This window comes from Arthrobacter sp. NPDC080031 (genome assembly GCF_040702485.1).
GTDB lineage: Bacteria > Actinomycetota > Actinomycetes > Actinomycetales > Micrococcaceae > Arthrobacter.
Genome location: NZ_JBFBLA010000013.1, coordinates 109,494 through 131,884, shown reverse-complemented (window position 1 = coordinate 131,884; position 22,391 = coordinate 109,494). Strand labels below are relative to the sequence as shown.

Genomic DNA, 22,391 nt, shown 5'->3' with positions numbered 1-22,391 from the left:
TGTTCAGGTGGATCCGGTGGTGATAATCGAGCGGGCGGGTTTGGGGTCCGGGAAATTTGTGTTGGCCGGCTGGGTGGCTGTGTTCACGGTGTTCCTTCCTGTGTTATTGACGCGTTGGTCTCCGGTCCAGATATGTAAAGATGGGGCGGGGCGGGCACTGGTGTGCATGCCCCGCCCCCTTGTTTTGGTACTCCCCGGTCAGTTTTGGGGTTCTACTGCGTGTTTGGGGGCAAGCGGCTCCTGCTCGGCGGAGTCCTCCAACGTGTCAGTTGCGCTCTCTCTTTTCTGTACCCTGCGGGCCCATGCTGATGTGACGATCGGGCAGAGCACCGCGGAGACGACGACCGAGGCTGCCACGAGGACGGTGGCGCGTGCGGCGGCTGGGGCGTAGACGGGGTTGGCGGTGGCGATGATGGCCGGGACAAGGGCGGCGTTGCCGGCTGTGGTTGCTGCGGCGAGGCCGGCAACGCCGTCACCGCCGGTGAGCTTGTCGGCCAATAGCAGCACGGCGCCGCCGACGAAGACCACGAACAGGCCGAGGACGATGCCGAGCAGTCCTGCTTCAACGACTGCGTTGAGGTTGATGGTCAGGCCGAGGGCCAGGCCGAGGAACGGCACCATCGCGGGCACCAGCGGGGCCAGGAGATTACGCATGTTTTTGTCCAAGTTTCCCAGGAGCATGCCCAGTGCCAGCGGGAGGATGGCCCCGACGAGTGCCTGCCAGGGGAAGGCGGACAGGCCGGCGATGCCGAGGGTGACCATGGTCAGGAAGGGGCCTGATTCCAGGGACAGGATGGAGTAGGCGCCCGCGTCGCGTTTGCGGCCGTACTGGCCCATGAGGGAGATGTAGAGACCGCCGTTGGTGTCGTTGAGTGCGGCGACGAGTGCGAGGGTTGAGAGGCCTGCGAGGATTCCTGAGTCGATGGGTGCTTCGCCGAGGAAGCGTCCGGCGATGACGCCGATGAGGATGGCGAAGAGGATCTTGGAGCCGAGCAGCACGCCGCCTTTTTTGAGGATGTAGGGCGTGGATTTCACTTCGAGTGTTGCGCCGAGGCATACGAAGAACACGGCCAGGAGGGGTGCCAGGCCGGTGAAGAATGCGCCGGTGAAGGATCCGAAGAATTTTCCGGCGTCAGGTGCCAGGGTGTGGATGACGGCGCCGATGCCAAGGGGCACCAGCATCATGCCGCCGGGGACTTTGTCCAGGGCTTTCTTGATGGGAATCGACATTGATTTCTCCTGTGAATGGCTGGGGTGTGCTTGGTCCGCGCGTTCGGGGGCGGGTGCGCGGGTGGGGGTGTGTTTAGCCCAGACCCGGGATGAGCAGGACTTTGCAGGCGTCTGCGGTGAGCAGCTCGACGGCATCGTCGATGTCGCTGAGCTTCTTGCGGTGGGTGATGAGCCAGTCCAGTTCCAACTTCCCGGAGTCCAGGAGCAGCAGGCTTTGTTCCCAGGTTTCCCAGAGCCGGCGTCCGAAGATGCCGCGCAGGGTGATGCCCTTTTTGTTGATGTAGGCGGCGATGTCGACTTCTGCGGGGCGGCTGGGGTGTCCGACGGTGATGACGGTCGCTTCGCGGCGGACGGCTTCGAAGAGTGTTGTCAGGGTGCCGGGGGCTCCGGAGCATTCGAAGGCGACGTCGAAGCCGCCGCGGCGGCCGGTCAGTTCGCGGCAGCGGTCGATGATGCCGTCGTCGGGGTGCAGGGCTGTCGCACCGAGTTTCTCGGCTTGGGCCCTTCGGTAGGGGTTGGGGTCGACGGCGATGACATGGCTGGCGCCCATGAGCAGTGCCAGGTTCACGACGACGAGTCCGACGGGGCCGGCGCCGCTGACGAGCACGGACCGGCCTGCGACGGAGTAGTTGGCGCGCTGGATGGCGTGGACGGCGACGCCGGCCGCTTCGAGCAGTGCCCCGGATTCCAGGGACAGGCCGGTGGGGAGCTTGACGCAGATGTCTTGCGGGACGGCTGCGTACTCGGCGAAGACACCGTCGATGTGCATGCCGAGGATGCCGGTGCGTTCGCAGGTGTGTGCGTCGCCGGTGCGGCAGGGGAAGCACTGGCCGCAGGTGAGGTGGCTTTCGAGGGCGACCTGGTCGCCGACCTTGAGCCCGGTGACGCCGGGACCGACTTCGATGATGGTTCCTGCGCCTTCGTGGCCGAGGATGACCGGGAGGTTGAGGTTGAATGCCTGGGCTGAGGGGGTCCATTCGTAGAGTTCGCGGTCGGTGCCGCACAGGGAGGCTGCGCCGACTTCGATGACGACGGAGCCTTCTGTTGCTTTGGGATCGCCGGCGTCGGTGACGTAGGTCACGCCTCGCTCGGCTGCGTTCTTGACTACTGCCCGCATGGGGGCCGCCTTTCGTTGGTTCTGGTGATGCGTGGGAAAACTTGTTTGTGGGTCAGCCGGGGAGTTGGCCGGCGAAGCGGCGCAGGATGTCGGTCGGGCCGACCTGTCCGCCTTTGAGCAGGAGCCTGCACCTGCTGACGGCGGAAGCGCCGTCGGCTTTCAGGATTGGGCCTGCTGTGACGAACTGGTCGGACACCCGGAGTTGGCGTACGCCCATGGCGATGAGTGCATGGCTGGAGGTGTCGCCCCCGCAGACGGCGATGTCACGGGTGAGCCCGGCGTTTGCCATCCTGGCGGCGATGCCACCGATGAGTGTGCCGACGTAGCCGGCGTCGACCGGTTTACCAGCACCGTAGCGGGGGTCCGCCGCTCCGCGGGTGGTGTGGACGACGACGTTCCTGCCTGCCCGGAGGGCAGCGGAGACCTGTTCGTCGAGCGCTGCCACGAGGGTTCTGTCATCACGTTGCAGCAGTTCGGCAGGCACGGGAACTTCCTGCCAGCCATTGGAGACGGCGTCGTTGATTTGTTCCGCTGTGGTGCTGGAGGCTGAAGCGCTGACGGCCAGTACCGGTCCGGCATGGCGCTGCGGCCCGGGGGTACTCAGAGCCTGGTCCGAGATGGAGCGTGCCAGGGCTGCCATGATGCCGCCGGATCCGACGACGATGGATGGGCCGTGGCCGTGTTCTTCCCGGGTGAGGGCTTCTGCGATGGCGTCCATCTGGTGTTCGTCCACGGCGTCGACGACGAAGGCCTGTGCTCCGGGGTCCCGACGGCGGTCGGCCCAGGCGTCCTTGAAGGTGCCGTCCAGGTAGGCAGGCAGGTGGATGGCTCCGGGCACCTGGGTTCCGCCGAGCTGTTCGGCCAGGACCTGGCGCAGGTCCGCCTCGGACATGGGGGTGGACGGGTGCCGCGACATCACCGGGTGGCGGTCCAGCCGGTAGATTTTTCCGGCGTGGGTCGCGTAGTGGTTGCTGAAGGCGGTGTAACGGCCGAAGCCCGGCTGGGCCGGCACCACCGGGATGGGGCCGTGCAGGGGGAACTGCCGATGGAGCAGCTGGATCCCGCGGCCGATGCTTCCCACGGTGGTGGAGCTGTCGAACGTGGAGCAAACTTTGTACAGCAGCACCTCCAGGTTCAGGGCCGCAATCCCGGCAAGGTCGCGGGCTACCAGGTTGTCGAACGCCGTTCCGGACAGGGACCGTGCCGGTCCTGCGAAGCCGATGACGTCGGTGTCGGTGGGCAGGGGCGCGTCCCCGATGACCAGCGCAGCGTCCAGGCCATAGCGGTGGGACTGGGCAAGGACGTCGGCGGCTCCGGTGAGGTCGTCCGCGACGAAACCGAAAGCTGGCATGTCAGGCACCTTTCCCGAACGTTTGGACCGCATGCAACAGGGCGTCATCTCCAGTTTCCGCCTGCCTGGCGGCTGCAGTCTGCAGCGGGACCCTGTCCACGGCGGCTTCCCACGCCTGGCGCAGGCTGCGCACTCCGGCGCCGGGCCCGTCCGGGTGCGCGGCGACCCCGCCGCCGGCCAGCATCATCAGATCGGTGGAACCCACCGCGTCGAACGTGGGGCCGGGAGTGGTGACGTTCTGCCCTGAGGACAACACGGGAACTGGTGTGATGGTCTGTCCGAGAGGTTCGAGCAGGCTGCGGATGTTGGCCGCGACTTCTTCGTCGAGTTCGTAGAACTTGCTGCCCAGTCCGCTGGCGTGCAGGTGGTCGGCCCCGGCAAGGCGGGCCATCTGCTGCCAGACCCGGTAATCCATGCCCAGGGCTTTGGACCGCATGGAGGCGGCGAGGCCCGCGCGGTGGCCATGGATGGGGACCTCGGCGAAGCCGCGGAGCAACGCCAGGGCCGGCATTCCCATCACCGGGATGTTCAGCATCACGCAGCGGCCACCGGCCTCCACCACCAAGTCATGGCGCTTTTGCAGCCCGGCAAGATCACCGGTGATGTTGAAGGCATACATCGTCGAGTGGCCCGTGACCTGCTCGGCGGCACGGATTTCCTCGGTAGCGACCGCGACCCGGCGTTCCAGCGGCAGGTACCCCGGATCAGTCATCAGCTCGTCGTCCTTGATCAGGTCGATGGACGCCATCGCCAGATCCCGGACCACCAGCCTGAATTCCTCTTCGGACAGCCCGACGTTGGGTTTGACGATGGTGCCGACCATAACGCCCTGAACCTCACTGATGAGCTTGCGCGTCCCCTCGATGCCGAAGGCCGGGCCAGGGTGGGCGGCGATGAAGTCCCCGGGCAGCTGAATGTCCTGGAGCCGGCACGCGTAAAGGTCGCCCAGCTCGAAGAGATTGCCCGCGATGGCAGTCTGCAGGGTGGCAAGGTCGGTGCCGACGTTTTCCATCGGGAAATCAACGGTCACCAGTGCGGCACGGACCTTTTCCGGGTTGGCCCGTGACGGCAGGGAAGGCCGGCAGAAGCCGAGCTCCTGGATATCGGCTATCCGGGCGGCGTGCCGTTCCCGGATCCGGGCGGATTCGCCAGGCACCGGCAGGAACGTGCCGCTGGACTGCTCACCCGCCATGATGGTCGCGGCCTTCTCGGGCTCAATCTCAGACTCTAGGTAATAGGTGCAACGCACCGAGCGCGGGTCGCGCATGGACTCTCCAATTCAAGGGGGATTTGAAACTCACGTATCCGACTGTCACCTGCAGGTACTTTCACTTCGCTCACGCGCCAATGCGGGCTCAAGCAGGTGACGCGCACTCCGTATCCATGGCATCTTCTGTGATCCCAAGTCCCGAAGTTGTACGTACCTTTGATACGTACAATAATGGGTGGTGCAGGTCACGTCAAGACCGGTCGATAGCACGCCCAACCCGCTGGGCACGCAGCGGGAGCGCTAAGATTTGCACAGCGGCAAAGGAGTGAGCGTGAGTTTGGAACCAGCAGAAGCAGGATCGGAGCCGGCCGGACGCGGCGGTGGCCTGAACCGGGAAGCCGGAGGCCCCCTTCATGCCCAGATCCGGGACATCCTGCACCGGCAGATCGTGAACCTTGCGCTGCCCCCGGGCTCCTCCCTGCCCACCGAAGAGGAACTGCAAAGGCAATTCGGGGTCTCCCGCAGCGTCGTGCGCCAGGCCTTATCCGGCCTTGCCGACCTCGGCCTGATCCGGCGCCAGAGGGGCCGCGGCAGCGTCGTTGCCGCAACGCCTGTCCTTCGCCGGCATGTTCAGCGCGCCGGCGGCCTCGACGAGCAGGCGGCCGCGCATGGCCAGCGCCTGCGCACCCATGTCCTCAGCGTGGAACATTCCGAGCCGCCCCAGGCAGGCATCGAGGCCCTGAACACCACCAACACCTGGAAAATCGAACGGGTCCGCTACCTCGACGATCTACCCGTCGCCTTCATGCGCACCTGGGTCCCGCGCGACTTCTTCCCGCACTTCACCGCGGAACTGCTCGAAAACGCCTCACTCCTTGGCCTGATGCGCGACCACGGCTACCACCCCGCCGGCGGACCACGCCAGGTACAGGCCGTGTCCTCCGATACTGACCTGGCACGAAGACTGAACATCACCACCCGCGAACCCCTGCTCCTGCTCCAAGGTGTCACCCGGGACGCCCTTGGCCACGGCCTCGAATGGTTCAACGTATGGCACAGCCCCAACACCGTCTTCGACGTCGATGCGCAAGTCACCAGCCAGCCAGGACGCGTCTCCCAAGAACACATCCGCCGCCTGCGCACCCTGACCCAACAACTCGAATCAGAACTGGCCGACCTCGAACGAGGAGCCCACTAACGCGGGGCCCCACGGACGACGCGTCCGGTTTGGTTTGGGTGTAGTTCCGGCCGACATGCGGCAAGCCTGGCGGAAATAGCTGAAGGTTCGTGTCAGCGGGGCAGGAGCAGGCGGATCTGGGTCCCGATGTCCTGCACAATGTTCTCGGTGCGAAGAGCGGGATTTGCATTCACTGCCATGCTGAGAAACATGATCGCCGAGACGATGCGTGCGGTTGTCGCGGCATCATCGGCATTGAGAAGTTCATCGCGGCTCAGGACGGCGGCGATGGCCTCCTCGGTCTGAGCGACGATGGAGAGAGCCTTGCTGTGCTGCGGCTCGGCCGGGTCGCCGAAGACCATTTCCCGCAGATAAGTGCGCCCATTGTCGACCTGGACGCGGTTGCACTCCACGATCGGCCGCACGATGGCCATCACTGCATCTAGTGCATTCGGGATGGTTTCAGCATCGGCCCGGCCCCGTTCGAGAGCTTCCGCGTAGTGGGCATTCTGCACAAGCAGGAGGAGTTCTCCCTTGGTCTTTGCGTATAGGAACAGGGTTCCGGTGCCGATGTCAGCCCTATCGGCGATCTGCTGCGTTGTGACCTCCTCAACTCCGTGTTCCGCGAACAGTGCACTGGCCGCGGCGGTGATGCGGTCAAGCTTCAGCTGCTTGTTCCGCTCACGTCTTCCGAGCGGCTGGGGTACGACGGGCATGAAGGTCTCTCTCGTCTCGAGTTAACTGACTGGGCTCAGTTAGGAGTGTAGACCTCCAAGAGCGGCATTTTCTGGTCAGTTGGCGAGGAATTCGACGGCGGTCGGTGCGAACTTGGCGTGGTGCTGGAAGATGCCGCCGTGGCCGGAGTCGGGGTAGATGATCAGCTCGGATCCTTGGATGCGCCGGTGCAGGTCTTCGGAGAGGACGGATGGCACCATGCGGTCGTTGTCGCCGTTGGCGATGAGGGTGGGGTGCGTGAGTGTGGACAGGTCTGACGGGGCGGAGCGGCCGAAGGCCTGGATTGCCTTCAACTGCGTTTGGAATGCGTGGGTGCTGATCGGCTTGTCACGGTCGGCGCTGCGCTCCTGGAGGCGCTTGATGAACGCTTTCGCTGCGGGTTTGCCGGTGGTGTTGCGGTTGAAGAACAGGAACTCCTTGGGATCGGACCTTGTCAGGATTGCGCGGACGATGTCCCAGTAGGTGGTGCCGACGACTTTGTCGATATCCTTGCCGCCGCGCGGGCCGGTTCCGGTGAGCACGAGCCTGCGGACAAGGTCGGGATGTTTGAGGGCCAGGTCCTGGGCGATCATGCCCCCCAATGAGAAGGAGAAGACATCGATTTTGTCGAACCCGAGGGCCTTGATGAAGGTGTAGGAGTCGTCGGCCATTGCCTCGATGTTGCGGGGAACTTGCCCGGTGGAAGCGCCGACACCCGGCTGGTCGAAGGTGATGACGTGGCGGTTCTTCGCGATGGGGTCGATGATCCGGGGATCCCAGTTATCCAATGTGGCGGCTAGGTGCACGAAGAACATGACGGGGATGCCGCCCTTCGGCCCCAGTTCCCGGTAGGCGTAGGTGACACCTTCGGCTGTGATGGCTTTGGTAGGTGCTATCGCGTACGAGGTAACGACAGAGTCGTGCGGGGTGCCGGTGTTGTCCATGACGGTTGTTCTCCTGCGTGGTTTGTGAAGTGGAAAAGGTGGCGGTTCAGTTGCTCAGGGCGACCACTGCTTCGCCGCGGATGCCGCCCTCGGCCAGGTACTGCAGCGCCTCTGGGGTCTGGTCGAAGCTGAAGACCTTCCCTACGATGGGGCGGAGCACGCCGTCGTCGACCAGCGATGCGATCTGGCGCAGTTGGTCGCCGTTGGCGCGCATGAAGAGGAACTCATAGCTGACGCCGAGCTTCCTGGCATGCCGGCGAATCTTAGTGCTGAGTACAGTGATTGCGAGGCGCAGCGCAGGATTCAGCCCGGCTTCGCGGGCGAACGCCGGATCCGGCGGTCCGGAGATACCGATGGCCTTGCCACCGGGTTTGAGGATGCGCAGTGACTTCTCAAGGTTCTCCCCGCCGAGGCTGTCGAGCACGAGGTCGTAGCCGCTGAGGAGTTGCTCGAAGTCCTGGGTGCGGTAGTCGATCACGATGTCGGCTCCGAGGTCGCGCACGAAGCCGGCGTTGGAGCCGCTCGCGGTGGTTGCAACGGTCGCGCCGAGGTGCTTGGCGAGCTGGACGGCGATAGAGCCGACCCCACCGGCTCCCGCATGAATGAGAACCTTCTGTCCGGGACGCACGTTGCCGTGCTCAACGAGGGCCTGCCATGCGGTCAGCGCCACGAGCGGCAGCGAGCCGGCCTCCTCCATGCTGGCCGATGCAGGCTTCAACGCAAGGTCATCCTCGGCGACGGCGATGCGCTCGGCGAACGTGCCGATGCGGTCCTTATCGGGGCGGCCGTAAACCTCATCACCGGGCTTGAACCCGCGCACCTTAGACCCGACCTGCAGGACGGTGCCGGCCACGTCATTGCCGAGGATCAGCTGGAGCTTGTAGGGGAGGATTTGCTTGAACTCGCCCAGCCGGATCTTCTCGTCCAACTGGTTCAGGCCTGCCGCTTGAACCTGCACGAGCACGTCCCGTTCGCCGACGGTCGGCTCAGCAACCTCCGCTTCGAGCAGCGGCTCCTTGTACTTGGTGACGACGAACGCTCGCATGCCGTGATGCTCCTTCTGGGGGTTTTGGTTGGTAGCTGGTGCCATTGATGCAGCGATATCTCGGCGCGTCGCTCTCCGCGCCGGGCACTCTTGTCAGTACCGGCATGTTTTGGACCGGCCCTCAAGAGGGTGACCACAATCAATTATGACTGCACTCATATATTTGTCAAGGCCGGGCCTAGTTGATTGCGAGCAGGGGAGTGCGGCGAACAGTGGCGAACTAACTTGAGAAAGGACAGGCAGGGCACGGCTCGCCGAGTTTAGTTGAAACTTCAAGTATTCTGGTAACGGTGTATGTTCGCTCTCGAACTATTGGCTGCTTGCGTCCTGTAACCTGCGGGCGGGTTGGTATCGCGAGATTCACAGGATTCATAAGATTCATCGACATTCACAGGAGCAGGTGTGGGGAACCCATTTCGGCCGACGGCTGGGGCGACGCCGCCGGATCTTGTCGGGCGCGCCGGGGCTTCTGACTATCTTTATCGGGGCGAGGGGGATCGGCAAGACCGTCATGCTCGGTGCCGCTGAGGACCTGGCTGTGGCCGGTGGCTGGGCGGTGGTGTCCGAGACCGCGACCGGCGGATTCCTGGGCCGTATTGGGGAGGCGATGCGCAGGCTGCCGAACGAACTGGGGGATGGGCCGACGGGCCGGCGGGTGACGGGGGTGTCGGTGGCCGGGTTCTCGGTCACGACCCAGCTTGCGCCGGAGGAGCAGGTCGATTGGCGGGTGCGGGGAGCGGTGCTTTTGCGTTTGCTTGCGGAGCGGGGGACGGGGTTGGTCATCACGGTGGATGAGATCCATGCGGCGGACCGGGTGGAGTTGTCCCAGCTTGCCGCGGATGTCCGGCATTTCGTTCGCGTGGGCCTGCCGATCGGGCTGATTTTCGCGGGTTTACTTGCGGCTGTTTCCGGTTTGCTGAACGAAGGAGTGGCCACGTTCCTCCGGGGCGCTGACCGGATCGATCTGCATGTGGCCTCGATCGCGGAGGTTGAGCGTTCCTTCGCCGAATCGTTCGCCGCGGCGGGCGTGGCTCTGGACGGTGAGCTGGCCAGGGTCGCGGCGGAGGGCACGGTCGGTTATCCGTTTCTGATCCAGTTGATCGGCTATTACCTTTGGCAGGAAGCCGAAAAGACCCCGGGCGGTCTGGATGCCGCCGCTGTCAGCCGGGCGGTGACGGCGGGCCGGCGTCGGAACGAGCGGGTGGTCATTGAAGCGGCGCTGTCGACGACGTCCGGGCGGGACCTGATTTCCTGCAGGCCATGGCCGAAGATCCCGGACCGTCGTCGACCACCGATATTGGCAGGCGCACCGGGATGCAGCCAACGATCGGCACGAGGGCGTTGCCCTGAAAGATGCTCTCGGCTGTAGCTGCACCAGTACCCGGTACAGGGCGGAATCGAATAGAGGAGACCGTACCCCGTGAACCCCTTGGGCCAGGGCAGCCGTCCTGACCGCGGCACGGACTGGATCCTCGGTTCACCCCCCGAGCAGCATCGCCGGTGCGCAGGCCCACGCGGCAAACAGACCCTTGTCCGTCGAAGTCCTCACCCGGGCGAGTGGTCTGTACTCGTTAATGCTGTGGCCGCTCGAGTAATTCCTGCCCGCTCATTCTGCGCGCAAGCAGAATGAGCGGGCACCGACGGATTTGCCCCGTTCATGGCAAGGCCTGGGTGCGGCGTGGCTTCAGCAGTAGAGGGTTGGTGTTGGTATCCCGGACACTCAAGTTCAGCCGCATCGGCCCCGGCGCCACGACAGGCCTCGGAAACGCCGCTAGAGACCCGCCTGGCTCACCCCGTACTCCGCCTGCTCGGGGGTAAAGCCGTCGAAGACCAGCTGGTCCGCCAGCCCGGAATGGGAGAAGGAGGTGAATCCCAGGTAGTCCTTGGCTTTCTTGGCTGCCTGCTGGTTCCAGTCGACTTTCACACGGTCCACAGCCCATGTTGCATCCTCCGCTGAATACTTCTCGAACTCCAGTTGGCCGATCAGTCCGGTACGCGAAAAGGCGCTGAAACCAAGGTAATCAGCAGCCTTCCGCAGAGCGTTCTGCTGACTGACCGTCCCAGCTGCCGCCTTGGCAGCCGCCTCGGCCTGAGCCTTGGCGGCAGCGTCGGCATCGGCCTTCGCCTTCGCAGCGGCGTCGGCGTCAGCTTTCGCTTTGGCGGCGGCGTCAGCATCAGCTTTCGCTTTGGCGGCAGCGTCGGCATCAGCCTTCGCCTTTGCGGCAGCCTCAGCCGAGGCCTTAGCTGAAGCCTCAGCCGAAGCCTTAGCAGAAGCAGCGACCTCAGCCGCTGTAGCTGCGGAGGGGGTGACTGTAGACGTATTCGGTGCGGAGGTGGTCGTGGCAGACGTTTGAACGGCGCCCGCTCGAGTGGCATTCAGGATGATGCTGAGGAGGATGAAGGCGGTGGTGACGATCATCGCCACTTTCTTGTGCCTGTCATAACCGTCCAACGGACGGCCCTGCTTGTCGCGGGTTTTGTTCGCCAGCAGGAGTATCAGGTCGACGAGAGCCCAGATGCCCAGACCGCCGAAGGTGATCAGCTTGAGGATGCCGGTTCCCGCCTTGCCTAGATAGAAGCGGTCCGCGCCGAAAACGCCGAGGAGGAGGGAAAGCAACCATGCCGCGAGGAACGACTTATTGGTCTGCTGCCCCTGTCCGTATTCGGGGGCGGGGGGATAAGGGGCGAGGTTGGGGTTTTGGCTCATGAGAGTCCTTTCATAGGACACCTGACCGACGTGCGATGCGAAGCGTTCGGAGTGGTGCGGCGGTGATGGACGCTCGCTGGGGTAGGCACTGCGGGATCACCACAAAGGCGTGGGTGATGCTCGTACAGGCTGGAGATAACATGATCGCTTCCCCCAAATAGCGTCACGGGTTTAAGTACCCGTAGACGGATGCTACACCGTATCCACGAAATGGAAATCAATCACACAGAAAACTCTTCGTGGGTGCTCGCGACAATGCTCGCTCTGGCTAATTGCCGCACAGGCTCCGTCGGTTGAGGCAGATTCCGGGCGACCGTCCGAGAGCCTCCAGCGGCAACGTTTCCGGATTCACGGCCGCTTACATTCCACTTTTACACGCTGCACACTGGGCTGAGTCAGGTGCCGCTGACTGCCCGCCATAGCCCTTGGATCAATTGAGTTTTCGATTAGGCGAGTTTCCCTTTTGGCGTCGCCGGATTGTTTAGGATCGTCCAAGTCGGCAGCGATAGAGACGCGCAGCTCGGGCATCTCAGGAACTATCGGCGATGGGAGATTTTCCTTGGGCTTGGGAATGCCATTGTGGAGAGCCTAGTTGGGCAGTTGTTAGTAGCTGGCGTCGCTGGTGCCCGAGGGCGGTCGCCGTTTCCTGATGCCGGTTTGGCTCCGGCGCCATTCCTGCCGCTCACACGGCTGCCGGGGAAAATTTCTTGCGTTAAGAGCTAGCCAAACGTCCCGGGCGACCGATAGTCAGACATGACGCATTACCTCGTGATCGAACCAGGCCCTAATCCGATTGTGGGCCGGAGTTGTCAGTGGGCGTGTTGAGTCTTCCCGACCCGCTTCCGGACGGGATTTATTAACAGGAGAATCAATGAAACACCGCAGCGGCCGCTACGCAGCCTTCTGGTTGATGCTGCTCCTGGGCGCAATGGCTCGGCTGTCGTCCAGAACAAGTTCAACAAGGCCATTGCGACGATTCCGGAAGAGGTGCCAGTCTGAGTCTGAATTGCGCTGTAGAAAGCTCCGAGTCGCCTGGACGTTCAGAAAGTCGCCGGGGACAATAGGTCCGAGGCTGCGGTGGCCTGATCGAGCTAGCCGGAATACGCTGATGTGAAATGCATCGTCCAACAGCGGCTTTTACCTGCCGTCGCCGCGGCGACTCATTCTTGGCAAGGCAACGCCGACAGGGGGCCTGCATCTCTTTCGGCGAATTCATGGTCCGGTGGCTTCCGCGAAGGGCTAGTCCACCGGTGAATGTAGTTCTCCTCCGGGATTCAGCAGGTTCTTGGATCGAGAGTTCATTCGCCGACGGTTTCGTAATGTCGGGTGGGAAGCGAGCCTAGGCCGTTTTCGCGAAGAAGGTGCAAAAATGTCTTTGCATCGACTTCTGATGTGCGCACTACAAATCACTCATCACGTAAATAGGGGAATCAGCTTGAAAGAATATGTCCTGGCACTGGGAATTTCTGGATTGGCCCTCGCACTCGCCGCCTGTGGCGGAAGTCCACAGGCGGCTCCGACGGTGACCACCACCCAAACGGTCACTGCCACTCAGACCGTCACGGCTCCCGCGCCGACGGTCACGGTCATGGTCACCCAAACCGTGGCGCCTGTTGCTGCACCTGTAGCTCCTGCGGTGGCCACGGCGGTCTTGCCTGCCGATGCTGCTGGGCAAAATGCACAGGCTCTGAGCGATGAACTTGAAGCGCTTGGATATAAGCATGTTGTCTGGAATTCAGACACGGGCAAGTCCGTGTTCCTGTTGTCAAACTGGACGGTGACGAGTTTGGAGAAGGCTGGAGAAAGCGTCCCAGTGTCCAAGACTGTTGTCGTTCATGTAACGAAGCCGGGGCAGTGACGATGTTCGCGCCAGTCGCGGGTGCGCGAATTGAACCGATCGGCGTTTCCGATTCCTGCGGCCGAAGTTTAGTGACAACGCTGTAAGGATCGTAGGAATTGTGCTGGGCAGATGACTGTTCCTCCTTCATGAAATAACATCGCGCACGGTCCGCGGCCTTGCTGTGACACGTCGGATTCGACCGTGCTTACCGTCCGGGGCGCCATGGAACGGATCGGCGACACGATCGAGGGATCGGTCGGGCTCTGGCAAGATAATCCCGCCGCAAGGGTGTGTGCGCCTCCCGCGGATATAACTCTTCAGTTGTAGAACCTGTGGGTTGTATTATGGCTTGGTATGGATTGTTGACGTGGAGCTGGTGGAGGCATGGCTGCTTGGGCTCGACCGGGACTCGTACGAGCAGATGGTCGCTGCGTTGGAGCTTCTTGCTGAGCGTAGTCCGCAGCTTGGCAGGCCGCTTGTCGACACGGTGATTCGTTCGCGCCACAGGAACATGAAGGAACTGCGGCCCGGGATCCAGCGGGCGGTCGGAGTTGCGGATCTTGTTCGCCTTTGACCCGGAGCGGCTTGCGATTTTGCTTGTTGCAGGGGACAAGGCAGGTAACTGGAGCAAGTGGTACAAAACGTCCCGATTGCGGATGAGTTGTTCGATGATCATCTGGGGATTCTGAAAGGAGGATCGTAATGGCAAAGACTATCGAAGAGATGCTGGCCAAGCGGCCTGTTGACCGACTTGCTGTGGATGCCCGTAAAAAGCACCTGCTCGATGAGGTCCGGGCGTACCGGCTTCGGGAGCTCCGCGAGGCCTCGGAACTGACGCAGGTTGAGTTGGCTGCGCGTCTGCACGTCAGCCAGAACAGGGTCTCTCGCATTGAGCACGGCGACATTGACCGTGCCCAGGTTGACACGCTGCGGAAATATGTTGAAGCGGTCGGTGGTCGGCTTCGTGTCGAGGTGGAACTCGGCGACGAACGGATCCAGATCGCCTGACCCGGCAGCCCGTTCCGGTTCGTTTGAACAACTTGGTCGTGTTCGCGAGCGGGTTCAAAAAGTGGGAAAGAAGGGTGTGTTGACAGTGTCAGCACTTTTCGCTTCGGACCGGGTCGTCGGCCGGACTGGCCCGTACTCGGCATGATTTCTGGACTTCCCCGTGTTTTCAAGGCCCCGAATGCGGTTCGAGTCCCACCTCGGGCACAGCATTCCCCTCGTCAGAGGGGTATTTGCTCTAATGTGTGAACACTGACCCTCTGCGGGTCCCTCTGCCTGGCCGCGGTCCGTGCCTGGTGCCGCGGTGGCCTGTTCGGTTGTGTGGGTGGCGGGGTCAGGGTCCTGGCTGGTGGGCCTTCCGCCCGCTGGCATCTAGGGTATGTGCCGTCCGCTCGGGCTGTTCCGGTGGCAGGGCGTTGGCCCTCACTCATTCATGGAGCTCGCCCAGGCCCCCGGCAAGGCCATGAACGGCGCTCTCCCGATACGCTTTCCGTGACAGTGGGGGCAGGCTACAGCCTCATGACCGGCATCCTCGAAGTTTCCTGCGCTGCGGGCACCTGCTGCTCAGTTCGCTGGCCGCCTCTGCGCTGATCTACGTCATCTTCGGCCTGGCATTTAGTTAGGCCTTCCTGGCGATCATCGTTGGCGCGCTCCTCGGCGGCGTCGTCACCTCATCGAACGTCGCTGGCTTCCACGCGACCGCTCCGTCCCTTCCGGCCACGCTCCGCGGCACAGGTGTCGGTCGGACGGCAGGAATCGGCTGGCTGGTTCCAATCATTTCGCCCATCGTCGTCGGATACCTGCTGGCCGCGCCCTTCACGCAGTACGGCAAAGGGAGGGTCAGCGGCGCTTTACCAGCCCTTGGCCCTCCCGCTGCTGGCAGCCCGGATGCCTATCTTGGACTGGGCGACGCAAGCGGCGCCTGTTGAAAATTGTCCCGACAACCGGCATCTACTACGTAGGAGTATCTACCGCCGCAGAGTATCCGAGGGAAGCTCACCGAAGCGGGCTGCATAATCGGCAGCGAATCGACCAAGGTGGGAGAAGCCCCAGGTGGACGCAACTTCCGCCACCGTAGTTGTTTCTTGCGTGCCAGCCACTAGCTCCCGTTGCGCGCGCAGGAGACGGATCTCCCGCAAATAGGCAAGTGGGGACATCTCAAACGTATTTTTGAATCCCGTTTGCAGCGAACGCACTCCAACCCCGCAGGCCGCCGCGAGGTCGGCCACCGTCAGGGGCTTCTCCGGTGAGGACTCCATGATCTCCACTGCCTTCCTTACGGCCGCCGGCGCTGCATCCGGGCTAAGGGCCTCCAAGTCAGGTCTGTACTGGTGGTCGCTGGACAGCAACAGTCCGGTCATGACATTGTCGGCGATCGATGTCAGCATCATCGGGTTTCGTACCAATGAATTCGGATTTCCCAACTGGCGGATCAGGATTTCCACGAACGACCACCATTCCCTCGCCCATGGATCGTTGAGATCAAGCGAAGGTTCGAAGGCGATGGCCTTGGTGACCGGTTTTCCGATGAGAGATCCCAGATGAGCTTCCAGGACCCCTCGCGGAAATTTTATGGCCAGCATGCGGCATTGACTGTCCCAACCTTCTATCACTGTGGGTTGGTCTCGGCGGTATAAAGCAGCCCGCTGTGGCGTAGCGATGATCTGATTTTTCCCGGTCGATGTACGGAGTTGACCTTCCAACGGGACGTTAAGGTGATAGGCAACATCGAGTGCCTGCGTTTCCACGCGCACGTTCGTGCTGTATTCAATAGTCCCTACGGTCAGGGGTCCGGCGTCGAAGGCGTCAACGCGCATCCTGAAATCGGCTGAAAGGTCAGCAACTCTAAGTCGGTGGGGGTAGTAAAGGTCAGTGCCAATCGAACGGGCTTCATCCACGTCCGCGCTTCGCAGGTGACGGGGTTCAGACCCCCGGGTTGCGTTGCCAGGGGCGGGCCGAACAACATGGTTGCTCATCGTCCCATTGGAACAGACCTGCGGACTAACTGCAAGGAAACCTGATAATCCTCCGGTTTCCGCGTACCCGCCTGCCACCCTGCGCTTTCCGGATATCACCACTCGTTTCGCGGCTTTTCCGCCTCGTGTGACCTGCCTAACATCAGTTGGTACACCGCAGGACGCGGTATCAGGAAAGGACAATGATGTCAGTCGACAGCACTCAGTCAATGAAGTTGGATTCTCCGCATCCAGTTGCAGGAGTCTGCCCCGTAACTGGGTTCGGGGGGCCTGCCTCCGCCTTGACGTCTCCGACGGGGTGTCCGGTCACCGAAGGAGCAGCGGAGTTCGATCCCTTCCGTGGCGCATACCAGGCCGACCCTGCAGTCGCTCTCGCCGAGGCGCGGCGCAACGAGCCTGTTTTTTACAGCCCCGTTCTGGACTACTGGGTAGTCACCCGGTACAACGACGTCAAGGAGATTTTCAAGAACCCGGATCTGTTCTCGGCGGCAATCACTCTTGAGCAGGTCACTCCAATTTCCGATGAAGCCCTCGACATCCTGGATGCCAGCGATTTCGCGCCGGGCCCAACCATCGTCAACGAGGACGAACCTATCCACGGTGAGCGGCGCCGCGCCCTCTTCCAACCTTTCGAGCAGGACTCAGTGGCTCTGCTGGAGCCGCGCATCCGCGAAGTCATCAACACCTACATCGACAAATTCGCAGCACGCGGAAAAGCTGACCTTGTCGATGACCTCTTTTACGAGGTGCCCTGCATCGTCGCCCTCATCTTCCTCGGAGTCCCGGACGAAGACATCGAAACCTGCCGTCAATTCGGAATGCAACAGACGCTTTTCACCTGGGGCCGTCCTGAGGTGAGCGAGCAGGTCCGCGTAGCTGAAGGCATGGCCGCCTTTTGGACCTTCGCCGGCGAACTCGTCGAGCGTTTGAAGAAAACTCCGGACGCACCCGGATGGATTCCCCACGCAATCCGCGTCCAGGCAGAGCATCCTGGCCTGATCACGGACAACTACCTTCAAAACATCATGATGAGCGGCATTCTTGCTGCCCATGAGACGACGACCAACGCATCAGGCAACGCCCTGCGGACGCTGCTGGAAAACCGCGAAGCGTGGGAAGCCATCGTTGAGGATCCTGATCTCATTCCGAAGGCAGTCGAGGAATGCCTCCGCTTCAGCGGCTCCGTTGTCGCATGGCGTCGAATGACCACCGAGGACGCCGTTGTTGGCGGCGTCGAGATCCCTGCCGGCTCCCGCCTGCTGATCGTCATGGCTTCAGCAAACCGGGACGAAAGCATCTTCCCCGAGCCTGATGTCTTTGATATCAACCGGGCCAATGCCCGCAGGCACCTAACGTTCGGCCTCGGAATCCATACCTGCATGGGAGCTTCCCTTGCCCGTCTGGAGATGAAGGTCTTCCTCACCGAACTCACCCGACGCCTCCCCGGGCTAAGACTCAAACAGGGGCAGGACTTCACGTACCTACCCAACACTTCCTTCCGCGGGCCGGAACACGTCCTCGTGGAATGGGATCCTGCAACCAACCCGCTTCCCTCTGACCAGCCATAGCGCCGGCACCGGACCTCGAGAAAGAAATCACCATGGCCTACCGCATCAGCATCGGATACAAACAGCCGACTGACCCCGAAGCGTTCGACAGCTACTACTACGAGAAGCATCTTCCGCTTGCATCGCAGATTCCAGGCGTAACCCGGTTCGCAGCAGGAAAAACGGAAACCTTCGACGGAACCACTCCGGACAACTACCTGATTGCCGAGATTTCCTTTGAATCCAAGGAACAGGCCCTGGCCGCCCTGGCCTCGCCGGAAGGTCAAGCAGCCACAGCTGACCTGGGCAACTTCGCAACCGGGGGCGCCGCACTTCACTTCAGCAATGAAGACATCATCGCCCCCTGACTGAACTCCCTTACGGGTCACGCCGACGGCCCCGACGCACCCAGCTAAACCAACCCACTCAAAGACCCACCCTCGATGGAGAGGATCCAAAATGCCCGGATACACCAATACGACAGATCTGCACAAATACGTAGGCGGCATCTTCGAAACCGCCTATGCCGACCCCGAACTCGGCCCGAACCTCGCAGCCACCGGAGCGGTGCTGCTGGTGGCCTGCCATGACCCGGAGAGCGAAGTGGTCCTGGACCTGCCCGCCCGAAAGGTCTACCCCAGCGTCAGCGAAGCACCTACAGCCCCCAATGCCACTCTGCGGATGTCCACAGACACGGCCAACCGGTTCTGGCAGGGAAAGGTCAACATGACAATCGCCATGGCAAAAGGCGACGTAAAAGCCGAAGGCTCAGTCATCAAGGTCTTGAAGCTGGTTCCCAGCACCAAGCACCTCTTCCCGCTGTACATCCAGAGCCTCAAGGACGATGGGCGCGAAGAGCTCATCGCCTGAAACCTGCCCATTGCATCGCCTGAAAGGACAGACCATGCCAACAATCCATTACATTAGCGCTGACGGAGACAAGACCTCGGTGGATGTCCTTCCGGGCAAGCGGGTCATGCAGACCGCGCAGGCCTCCGGCGTGGACGGCATCGTAGGGGAGTGCGGCGGGCAGGCAATGTGCGCAACTTGCCACGTGTACGTCGGGGCGCCCTGGCAGGACGCCCTCCAGCCCCTCAGTGACGCTGAGGATGTCATGCTCGAGGACACTGTCTGTGAACGGACAGACGAATCCAGGCTCAGTTGCCAAATTGTGGTGACCGAGGAACTCGACGGCATCACCATCAGGCTGCCGAAGGCCCAGATATGACCGGCACAGCTGGCGTCGTCATTGTCGGCGCCGGCCAGGCCGGATGTGAAACAGCGGTGACGCTGCGTGCGAAAGGCTTCGCCGGGCCGATTACGGTCATCGGAGACGAACACGGAGTCCCCTACCAGCGTCCTCCGCTGTCCAAAGCCTTCCTGGCTGCCGGCTACGACGATGACAGCATCATCCTGAGGCCTGCAGAGTTCTACGAATCACGTGGAATCACGCTGCTTTCCGGACACCTGGCAACGGCAATCGATCGTTCCAGACGGCATCTCGAACTTGAAGGCCGGAGCCCTTTGGCTTATGACACTCTTGTCCTTGCCACCGGTGCTCGGAATCGACGCCTGAGCATCCCGGGGGCCCATGCGCAGGGTGTTCACTATCTGCGGACCCTCACCGAAGCGCAGAAGCTCCAGGAAAAGCTCAAGTCTGCCGATGGCCGGCAAGTGGTGATTATCGGCGGCGGTTTTATTGGGCTCGAAGTAGCCGCCGCGGCACGGAAGCACGGCGCTGACGTAACGGTTCTGATGAGTCGTGACAGGCCTATGGCCAGGTCAGTTTCGCTACCGGTCGCCCGCTACTTTGAACAGCAACATCGGCGTCATGGCGTACGCCTCGTTGCCAACTCCGCTGTACGGTCCATCAGTGCTCCTTCCGGACAGGTGGACGGTGTAGTGACGGCCGACGGGAAACGCTATTCAGCCGGCATCATTGTGGTCGGTATCGGGGTTGATCCGAATGTGGAACTGGCGGTGTCTGCTGGTCTGGCAATAAACGGGGGGGTCGTCGTGGACTCCACGCTGCGGACCAGTGACTCCCGCATCTTCGCTATCGGAGATTGTGCTGCCTTCCCGACACAGTCAGGGCTGCGGCGGATTGAGTCCATTCAGACATGTGTGGAGCATGCGCGGGCGGTGGCTGCTGCCATCGTTGGTGCCGGCTGTGACTATGACAAGGTGCCGTGGTTCTGGACGGACCAGTTCGACAGCAAACTGCAAATGGCCGGGCTGATTGAGGGCTACGACAGCACTGTCGTGCGGGGGGACCCGCTTTCCGGCTCTTTCTCAGTTCTCTGCTTCGCCGATGGCGAGCTCATTGCCGTGGAGTCGGTGAATCGGCCCCGCGACCACATGGCCGCACGCAAACTGCTTGCCGCGCGAATACCTGTGAGCATTCTGGAGGCCGCCGACGAAGGCATTGAGCTCAAAGACCTGATCCGAGTTGTCGCGGTAGTCTAGTCGTTGCCCTTCATGGATGCGTGGAACTGCTCGGCTAGCCGCCCGGCTGGGAACTGAGCCGGTCCGGCAAAGTGCTGCGGCGTTGCTTTCATCGAAAGCCACGCCGCAGCCCGTCTCAGTCAGCCTCGATCCGGATGACTCTTTTGGGCCTAGTGGGGATGGCTGCCGCTTAGGCCTACTCTGCATCTGCGGAGCATGTTGGTGAACTGAACCACTTCCTGCTCGCCGAAGTCGGCGAGCATTGCCTGCTCGACCTCCGCAACGTCGGCGCGCAGACTATCGACGGCGTTCTGCCCCTGATCGCTAAGAAAAATCAAGTACTGCCTCTTGCTACGCGGATCCGCCTCCTTGCGGACCAGGCCACGGCTCTCTAGGAATGTGGTCATTTGGGCCATGGTCTGCGCTCTTACGAAGGAATTTCGCGCCAGTTCGGCCGACGTCATCCCCGGATGTCTCTCAAGGACGGTCAACGCCGTGTACTGCAGGGCCGTCAAGCCCATTCCTGAGACAGTCTCGTCCAGCCGATGTCGAACCGCCAGCTCGACCTGCTTAATCAAATACAGAACTGTGACATCAGCGGTTTTCAATGAAGCCGGCATCCCGTCTCGCGCACTCATGCGATTCATTATTGGCCAGATCGTCAGGTTTCTTGAACCCGGTGACTTTGCCCTGCTATGTAACTGGTGCAAACCAGCCCTGAGGGTATATCAAACGAGAAGCGTGGCACTGAGCTTGTTAGATGATCAGTAAACCTGATATTCTTGTTACATCTTATGGTAATCGGTGAGACCGCTCATGTGATGACGCAGGCCATGCTGGCGGCTCGAGGGCAGGAGGGCTGTCATCCTCATCAAACAAGACGGGCAGCGAGAGAAGTCTCCTCTTCGTCTTATGACAGACCGCCCCCAGAGGGTTACCCTGGCGGCCCGAGTTCTGTTCTGCACTCCGCCATCCTTGTCCTGCTGTCAGCCTCATCGCGTGGTGATGTAGATGCCAGAATCAGAATTATCTTCTGGCGATGGGCGAGCTGAGGAGTCATTTGTGCAGTACGTCGTTCGTAGCAGCACTCCGGAAGAAGCTTCGGAAATCGGCGGACGGGTTTACTATCCTCACCAACTGAGCGTGGGGCACTCAGCCGCCGGTTTTCAGATGCGCCTCAAAGCCGCTGAGATGGCTGGTGTCACTATTGGCCTCCTCGAGTATGGAACGCCGGTACGGATTGCCACCGGTGAGCTGACAAGCGCGTACCAGGTCAATTTCCCAGTGTTTGGCCGTCTCCGGTTCTCGTCGGGAAAAACCGTCGTTCTGGGCACTCCCGCTACGGCAAGTATTCATGGACCACTGAAAAGCACGGGCATTCAGGGGTGGTCCGAGCCGGCCCAAATGCTGGCGTTGAAAATTCCAACAGCACTGATGTACCGGGAGTTGGAGTCACTGCTGGGACGAACGGCGGCAGGACCTCTTGACTTTGACGGTTCATTTGACCTGACTTCTCAACGGGGGAAGGAGTGGCGCTCTGCGGTGGATCTGCTCATCGGAAGCCTACGCAACCCCGATTCGCTCCTGTCGACCCCTTTGATGGCCGAAGCTGCCGTGCAATATACCGTACGGGGGCTGTTGCTTGCCGCCCCGAACAACTACAGCGAAGAGCTCGCCAATAACGGAGAAGCTGTAGGGTCAGCGGCTGTCCGCCGCGCCGTTGACTTCATCGAATCCCATGCCCACCTGCCGATAACCCTCGAATCTGTCGCCGCCGACGCTTTCGTGAGCCCGCGGGCACTTCAACTGGGGTTCCGCAAATACTTTGACACGACCCCCATGGAATTCCTGCGCGGCGTCCGCATGAAGCGGGTGCGGACAGAGTTGCTCGCAGCGAACATATCCACACGTGTAAGCGAAGTTGCTGCGGGGTGGGGCTTCCCGCACGCCGGCCGCTTCGCTATCCAATATGCGAAGACCTTCGGTGAGTCCCCGTCACAAACCCTCAAGAAATCGGGCGCATTATCCCGGCAGTGACCAGCGTCTATCCACTAGGCGCACCAGGCCCTTGTGGCGGGCAACT

At 61.9% G+C, this 22,391-nt stretch carries 22 protein-coding genes; 12 read left to right on the top strand and 10 right to left on the bottom strand.

Annotated elements, in window-relative coordinates; translation table 11 throughout:
- Positions 1–198: 198 nt before the first annotated feature.
- The 4 genes from AB0323_RS13095 to AB0323_RS13080 form a co-directional block, all read right to left on the bottom strand.
- Complete coding sequence (locus AB0323_RS13095) at positions 199–1,230, bottom strand: 2-keto-3-deoxygluconate permease (protein ID WP_366177711.1); 1,032 nt, start codon at positions 1,228–1,230, stop codon at positions 199–201.
- Between the two features lie 73 nt (positions 1,231–1,303).
- Positions 1,304–2,347 carry an alcohol dehydrogenase catalytic domain-containing protein gene (locus tag AB0323_RS13090; protein ID WP_366177710.1) on the bottom strand — a complete coding sequence of 348 codons (1,044 nt, stop codon included), beginning with the start codon at positions 2,345–2,347 and terminating at the stop codon, positions 1,304–1,306.
- Between the two features lie 52 nt (positions 2,348–2,399).
- On the bottom strand, positions 2,400–3,698 hold the full coding sequence (locus AB0323_RS13085) for a four-carbon acid sugar kinase family protein (protein ID WP_366177709.1): 1,299 nt from the start codon (positions 3,696–3,698) through the stop codon (positions 2,400–2,402).
- Between the two features lies 1 nt (position 3,699).
- The gene (locus tag AB0323_RS13080) at positions 3,700–4,965 is read right to left on the bottom strand and encodes a RuBisCO large subunit C-terminal-like domain-containing protein (protein WP_366177708.1); all 1,266 of its coding nucleotides are present in this window, start codon (positions 4,963–4,965) and stop codon (positions 3,700–3,702) included.
- Between the two features lie 274 nt (positions 4,966–5,239).
- Here AB0323_RS13080 and AB0323_RS13075 point away from each other — a divergent pair, with 274 nt between their 5' ends.
- Positions 5,240–6,106 (top strand): GntR family transcriptional regulator, encoded by an 867-nt coding sequence (locus AB0323_RS13075; RefSeq protein ID WP_366177707.1) that lies wholly within the window; start codon positions 5,240–5,242, stop codon positions 6,104–6,106.
- A 92-nt stretch (positions 6,107–6,198) separates the two neighbouring features.
- Here AB0323_RS13075 and AB0323_RS13070 read toward each other — a convergent pair whose 3' ends face one another.
- From AB0323_RS13070 to AB0323_RS13060, 3 genes are all read right to left on the bottom strand, one after another.
- On the bottom strand, positions 6,199–6,801 hold the full coding sequence (locus AB0323_RS13070; RefSeq protein ID WP_366177706.1) for a helix-turn-helix domain-containing protein: 603 nt from the start codon (positions 6,799–6,801) through the stop codon (positions 6,199–6,201).
- A gap of 75 nt (positions 6,802–6,876) precedes the next feature.
- Positions 6,877–7,743, bottom strand: a complete 867-nt coding sequence (locus AB0323_RS13065; RefSeq protein WP_366177705.1) for an alpha/beta hydrolase — start codon at positions 7,741–7,743, stop codon at positions 6,877–6,879.
- A gap of 46 nt (positions 7,744–7,789) precedes the next feature.
- Positions 7,790–8,788: an NADP-dependent oxidoreductase gene (locus AB0323_RS13060; protein WP_366177704.1), complete on the bottom strand. Its 999-nt coding sequence runs from the start codon at positions 8,786–8,788 to the stop codon at positions 7,790–7,792.
- A gap of 448 nt (positions 8,789–9,236) precedes the next feature.
- Here AB0323_RS13060 and AB0323_RS13055 point away from each other — a divergent pair, with 448 nt between their 5' ends.
- A complete protein-coding gene (locus AB0323_RS13055; protein WP_366177703.1) occupies positions 9,237–10,157 on the top strand; it encodes an ATP-binding protein in 921 nt (306 codons plus the stop codon).
- A 402-nt stretch (positions 10,158–10,559) separates the two neighbouring features.
- On the opposite strand, the gene AB0323_RS13050 is transcribed toward AB0323_RS13055, so the two are convergent.
- On the bottom strand, positions 10,560–11,495 hold the full coding sequence (locus AB0323_RS13050; protein ID WP_366177702.1) for an Ltp family lipoprotein: 936 nt from the start codon (positions 11,493–11,495) through the stop codon (positions 10,560–10,562).
- A gap of 1,369 nt (positions 11,496–12,864) precedes the next feature.
- On the opposite strand from AB0323_RS13050, the gene AB0323_RS13045 reads away from it, so the two are divergent.
- The 4 genes from AB0323_RS13045 to AB0323_RS13030 all read left to right on the top strand — a co-directional run bounded on the left by AB0323_RS13045 (position 12,865) and on the right by AB0323_RS13030 (position 14,343).
- A complete protein-coding gene (locus AB0323_RS13045) occupies positions 12,865–13,353 on the top strand; it encodes a hypothetical protein (protein WP_366177701.1) in 489 nt (162 codons plus the stop codon).
- A gap of 331 nt (positions 13,354–13,684) precedes the next feature.
- Positions 13,685–13,909, top strand: coding sequence for a type II toxin-antitoxin system RelE/ParE family toxin (locus AB0323_RS13040; protein ID WP_366177700.1), 225 nt, complete (start codon positions 13,685–13,687; stop codon positions 13,907–13,909).
- Positions 13,887–14,024, top strand: coding sequence for a type II toxin-antitoxin system RelE/ParE family toxin (locus AB0323_RS13035; RefSeq protein WP_366177699.1), 138 nt, complete (start codon positions 13,887–13,889; stop codon positions 14,022–14,024). Before AB0323_RS13040 ends, AB0323_RS13035 begins: the two co-directional genes overlap by 23 nt.
- A gap of 13 nt (positions 14,025–14,037) precedes the next feature.
- Complete coding sequence (locus AB0323_RS13030) at positions 14,038–14,343, top strand: helix-turn-helix domain-containing protein (protein ID WP_366177698.1); 306 nt, start codon at positions 14,038–14,040, stop codon at positions 14,341–14,343.
- A gap of 965 nt (positions 14,344–15,308) precedes the next feature.
- Here the strand turns inward: AB0323_RS13030 and AB0323_RS13025 are convergent.
- Complete coding sequence (locus AB0323_RS13025) at positions 15,309–16,316, bottom strand: AraC family transcriptional regulator (protein ID WP_366177697.1); 1,008 nt, start codon at positions 16,314–16,316, stop codon at positions 15,309–15,311.
- A gap of 281 nt (positions 16,317–16,597) precedes the next feature.
- On the opposite strand from AB0323_RS13025, the gene AB0323_RS13020 reads away from it, so the two are divergent.
- From AB0323_RS13020 to AB0323_RS13000, 5 genes are all read left to right on the top strand, one after another.
- Positions 16,598–17,884 carry a cytochrome P450 gene (locus tag AB0323_RS13020; RefSeq protein ID WP_364537328.1) on the top strand — a complete coding sequence of 429 codons (1,287 nt, stop codon included), beginning with the start codon at positions 16,598–16,600 and terminating at the stop codon, positions 17,882–17,884.
- A gap of 32 nt (positions 17,885–17,916) precedes the next feature.
- Positions 17,917–18,231: an EthD family reductase gene (locus AB0323_RS13015; RefSeq protein ID WP_366177696.1), complete on the top strand. Its 315-nt coding sequence runs from the start codon at positions 17,917–17,919 to the stop codon at positions 18,229–18,231.
- A 91-nt stretch (positions 18,232–18,322) separates the two neighbouring features.
- Entirely contained in the window at positions 18,323–18,733 is a 411-nt protein-coding gene (locus AB0323_RS13010) for an SCP2 sterol-binding domain-containing protein (protein WP_366177695.1), read from the top strand.
- A gap of 34 nt (positions 18,734–18,767) precedes the next feature.
- Positions 18,768–19,091, top strand: a complete 324-nt coding sequence (locus AB0323_RS13005; protein ID WP_366177694.1) for a 2Fe-2S iron-sulfur cluster-binding protein — start codon at positions 18,768–18,770, stop codon at positions 19,089–19,091.
- On the top strand, positions 19,088–20,329 hold the full coding sequence (locus tag AB0323_RS13000) for an FAD-dependent oxidoreductase (RefSeq protein ID WP_366177693.1): 1,242 nt from the start codon (positions 19,088–19,090) through the stop codon (positions 20,327–20,329). Before AB0323_RS13005 ends, AB0323_RS13000 begins: the two co-directional genes overlap by 4 nt.
- 149 nt (positions 20,330–20,478) lie before the next feature.
- Here the strand turns inward: AB0323_RS13000 and AB0323_RS12995 are convergent, their stop codons facing one another.
- Positions 20,479–20,946 (bottom strand): MarR family transcriptional regulator, encoded by a 468-nt coding sequence (locus AB0323_RS12995; RefSeq protein ID WP_364537342.1) that lies wholly within the window; start codon positions 20,944–20,946, stop codon positions 20,479–20,481.
- Between the two features lie 373 nt (positions 20,947–21,319).
- Between AB0323_RS12995 and AB0323_RS12990 the strand changes: the two genes are divergently transcribed.
- Positions 21,320–22,345, top strand: coding sequence for an AraC family transcriptional regulator (locus AB0323_RS12990; protein WP_366177692.1), 1,026 nt, complete (start codon positions 21,320–21,322; stop codon positions 22,343–22,345).
- The last annotated feature ends 46 nt before the right edge of the window (positions 22,346–22,391 follow it).

Coding starts and splice junctions, on each gene's coding strand:
- AB0323_RS13030 (WP_366177698.1), top strand. CDS start 14,038: ATGGCAAAGACTATCGAAGAGATGCTGGCCAAGCGGCCTGTTGACCGA.
- AB0323_RS13060 (WP_366177704.1), bottom strand. CDS start 8,788: ATGCGAGCGTTCGTCGTCACCAAGTACAAGGAGCCGCTGCTCGAAGCG.
- AB0323_RS13090 (WP_366177710.1), bottom strand. CDS start 2,347: ATGCGGGCAGTAGTCAAGAACGCAGCCGAGCGAGGCGTGACCTACGTC.
- AB0323_RS13050 (WP_366177702.1), bottom strand. CDS start 11,495: ATGAGCCAAAACCCCAACCTCGCCCCTTATCCCCCCGCCCCCGAATAC.
- AB0323_RS13045 (WP_366177701.1), top strand. CDS start 12,865: ATGTCTTTGCATCGACTTCTGATGTGCGCACTACAAATCACTCATCAC.
- AB0323_RS13015 (WP_366177696.1), top strand. CDS start 17,917: ATGGCCTACCGCATCAGCATCGGATACAAACAGCCGACTGACCCCGAA.
- AB0323_RS12995 (WP_364537342.1), bottom strand. CDS start 20,946: ATGAGTGCGCGAGACGGGATGCCGGCTTCATTGAAAACCGCTGATGTC.
- AB0323_RS13065 (WP_366177705.1), bottom strand. CDS start 7,743: ATGGACAACACCGGCACCCCGCACGACTCTGTCGTTACCTCGTACGCG.
- AB0323_RS13025 (WP_366177697.1), bottom strand. CDS start 16,316: ATGAGCAACCATGTTGTTCGGCCCGCCCCTGGCAACGCAACCCGGGGG.
- AB0323_RS13005 (WP_366177694.1), top strand. CDS start 18,768: ATGCCAACAATCCATTACATTAGCGCTGACGGAGACAAGACCTCGGTG.
- AB0323_RS13095 (WP_366177711.1), bottom strand. CDS start 1,230: ATGTCGATTCCCATCAAGAAAGCCCTGGACAAAGTCCCCGGCGGCATG.
- AB0323_RS13010 (WP_366177695.1), top strand. CDS start 18,323: ATGCCCGGATACACCAATACGACAGATCTGCACAAATACGTAGGCGGC.
- AB0323_RS12990 (WP_366177692.1), top strand. CDS start 21,320: ATGCCAGAATCAGAATTATCTTCTGGCGATGGGCGAGCTGAGGAGTCA.
- AB0323_RS13080 (WP_366177708.1), bottom strand. CDS start 4,965: ATGCGCGACCCGCGCTCGGTGCGTTGCACCTATTACCTAGAGTCTGAG.
- AB0323_RS13085 (WP_366177709.1), bottom strand. CDS start 3,698: ATGCCAGCTTTCGGTTTCGTCGCGGACGACCTCACCGGAGCCGCCGAC.
- AB0323_RS13000 (WP_366177693.1), top strand. CDS start 19,088: ATGACCGGCACAGCTGGCGTCGTCATTGTCGGCGCCGGCCAGGCCGGA.
- AB0323_RS13070 (WP_366177706.1), bottom strand. CDS start 6,801: ATGCCCGTCGTACCCCAGCCGCTCGGAAGACGTGAGCGGAACAAGCAG.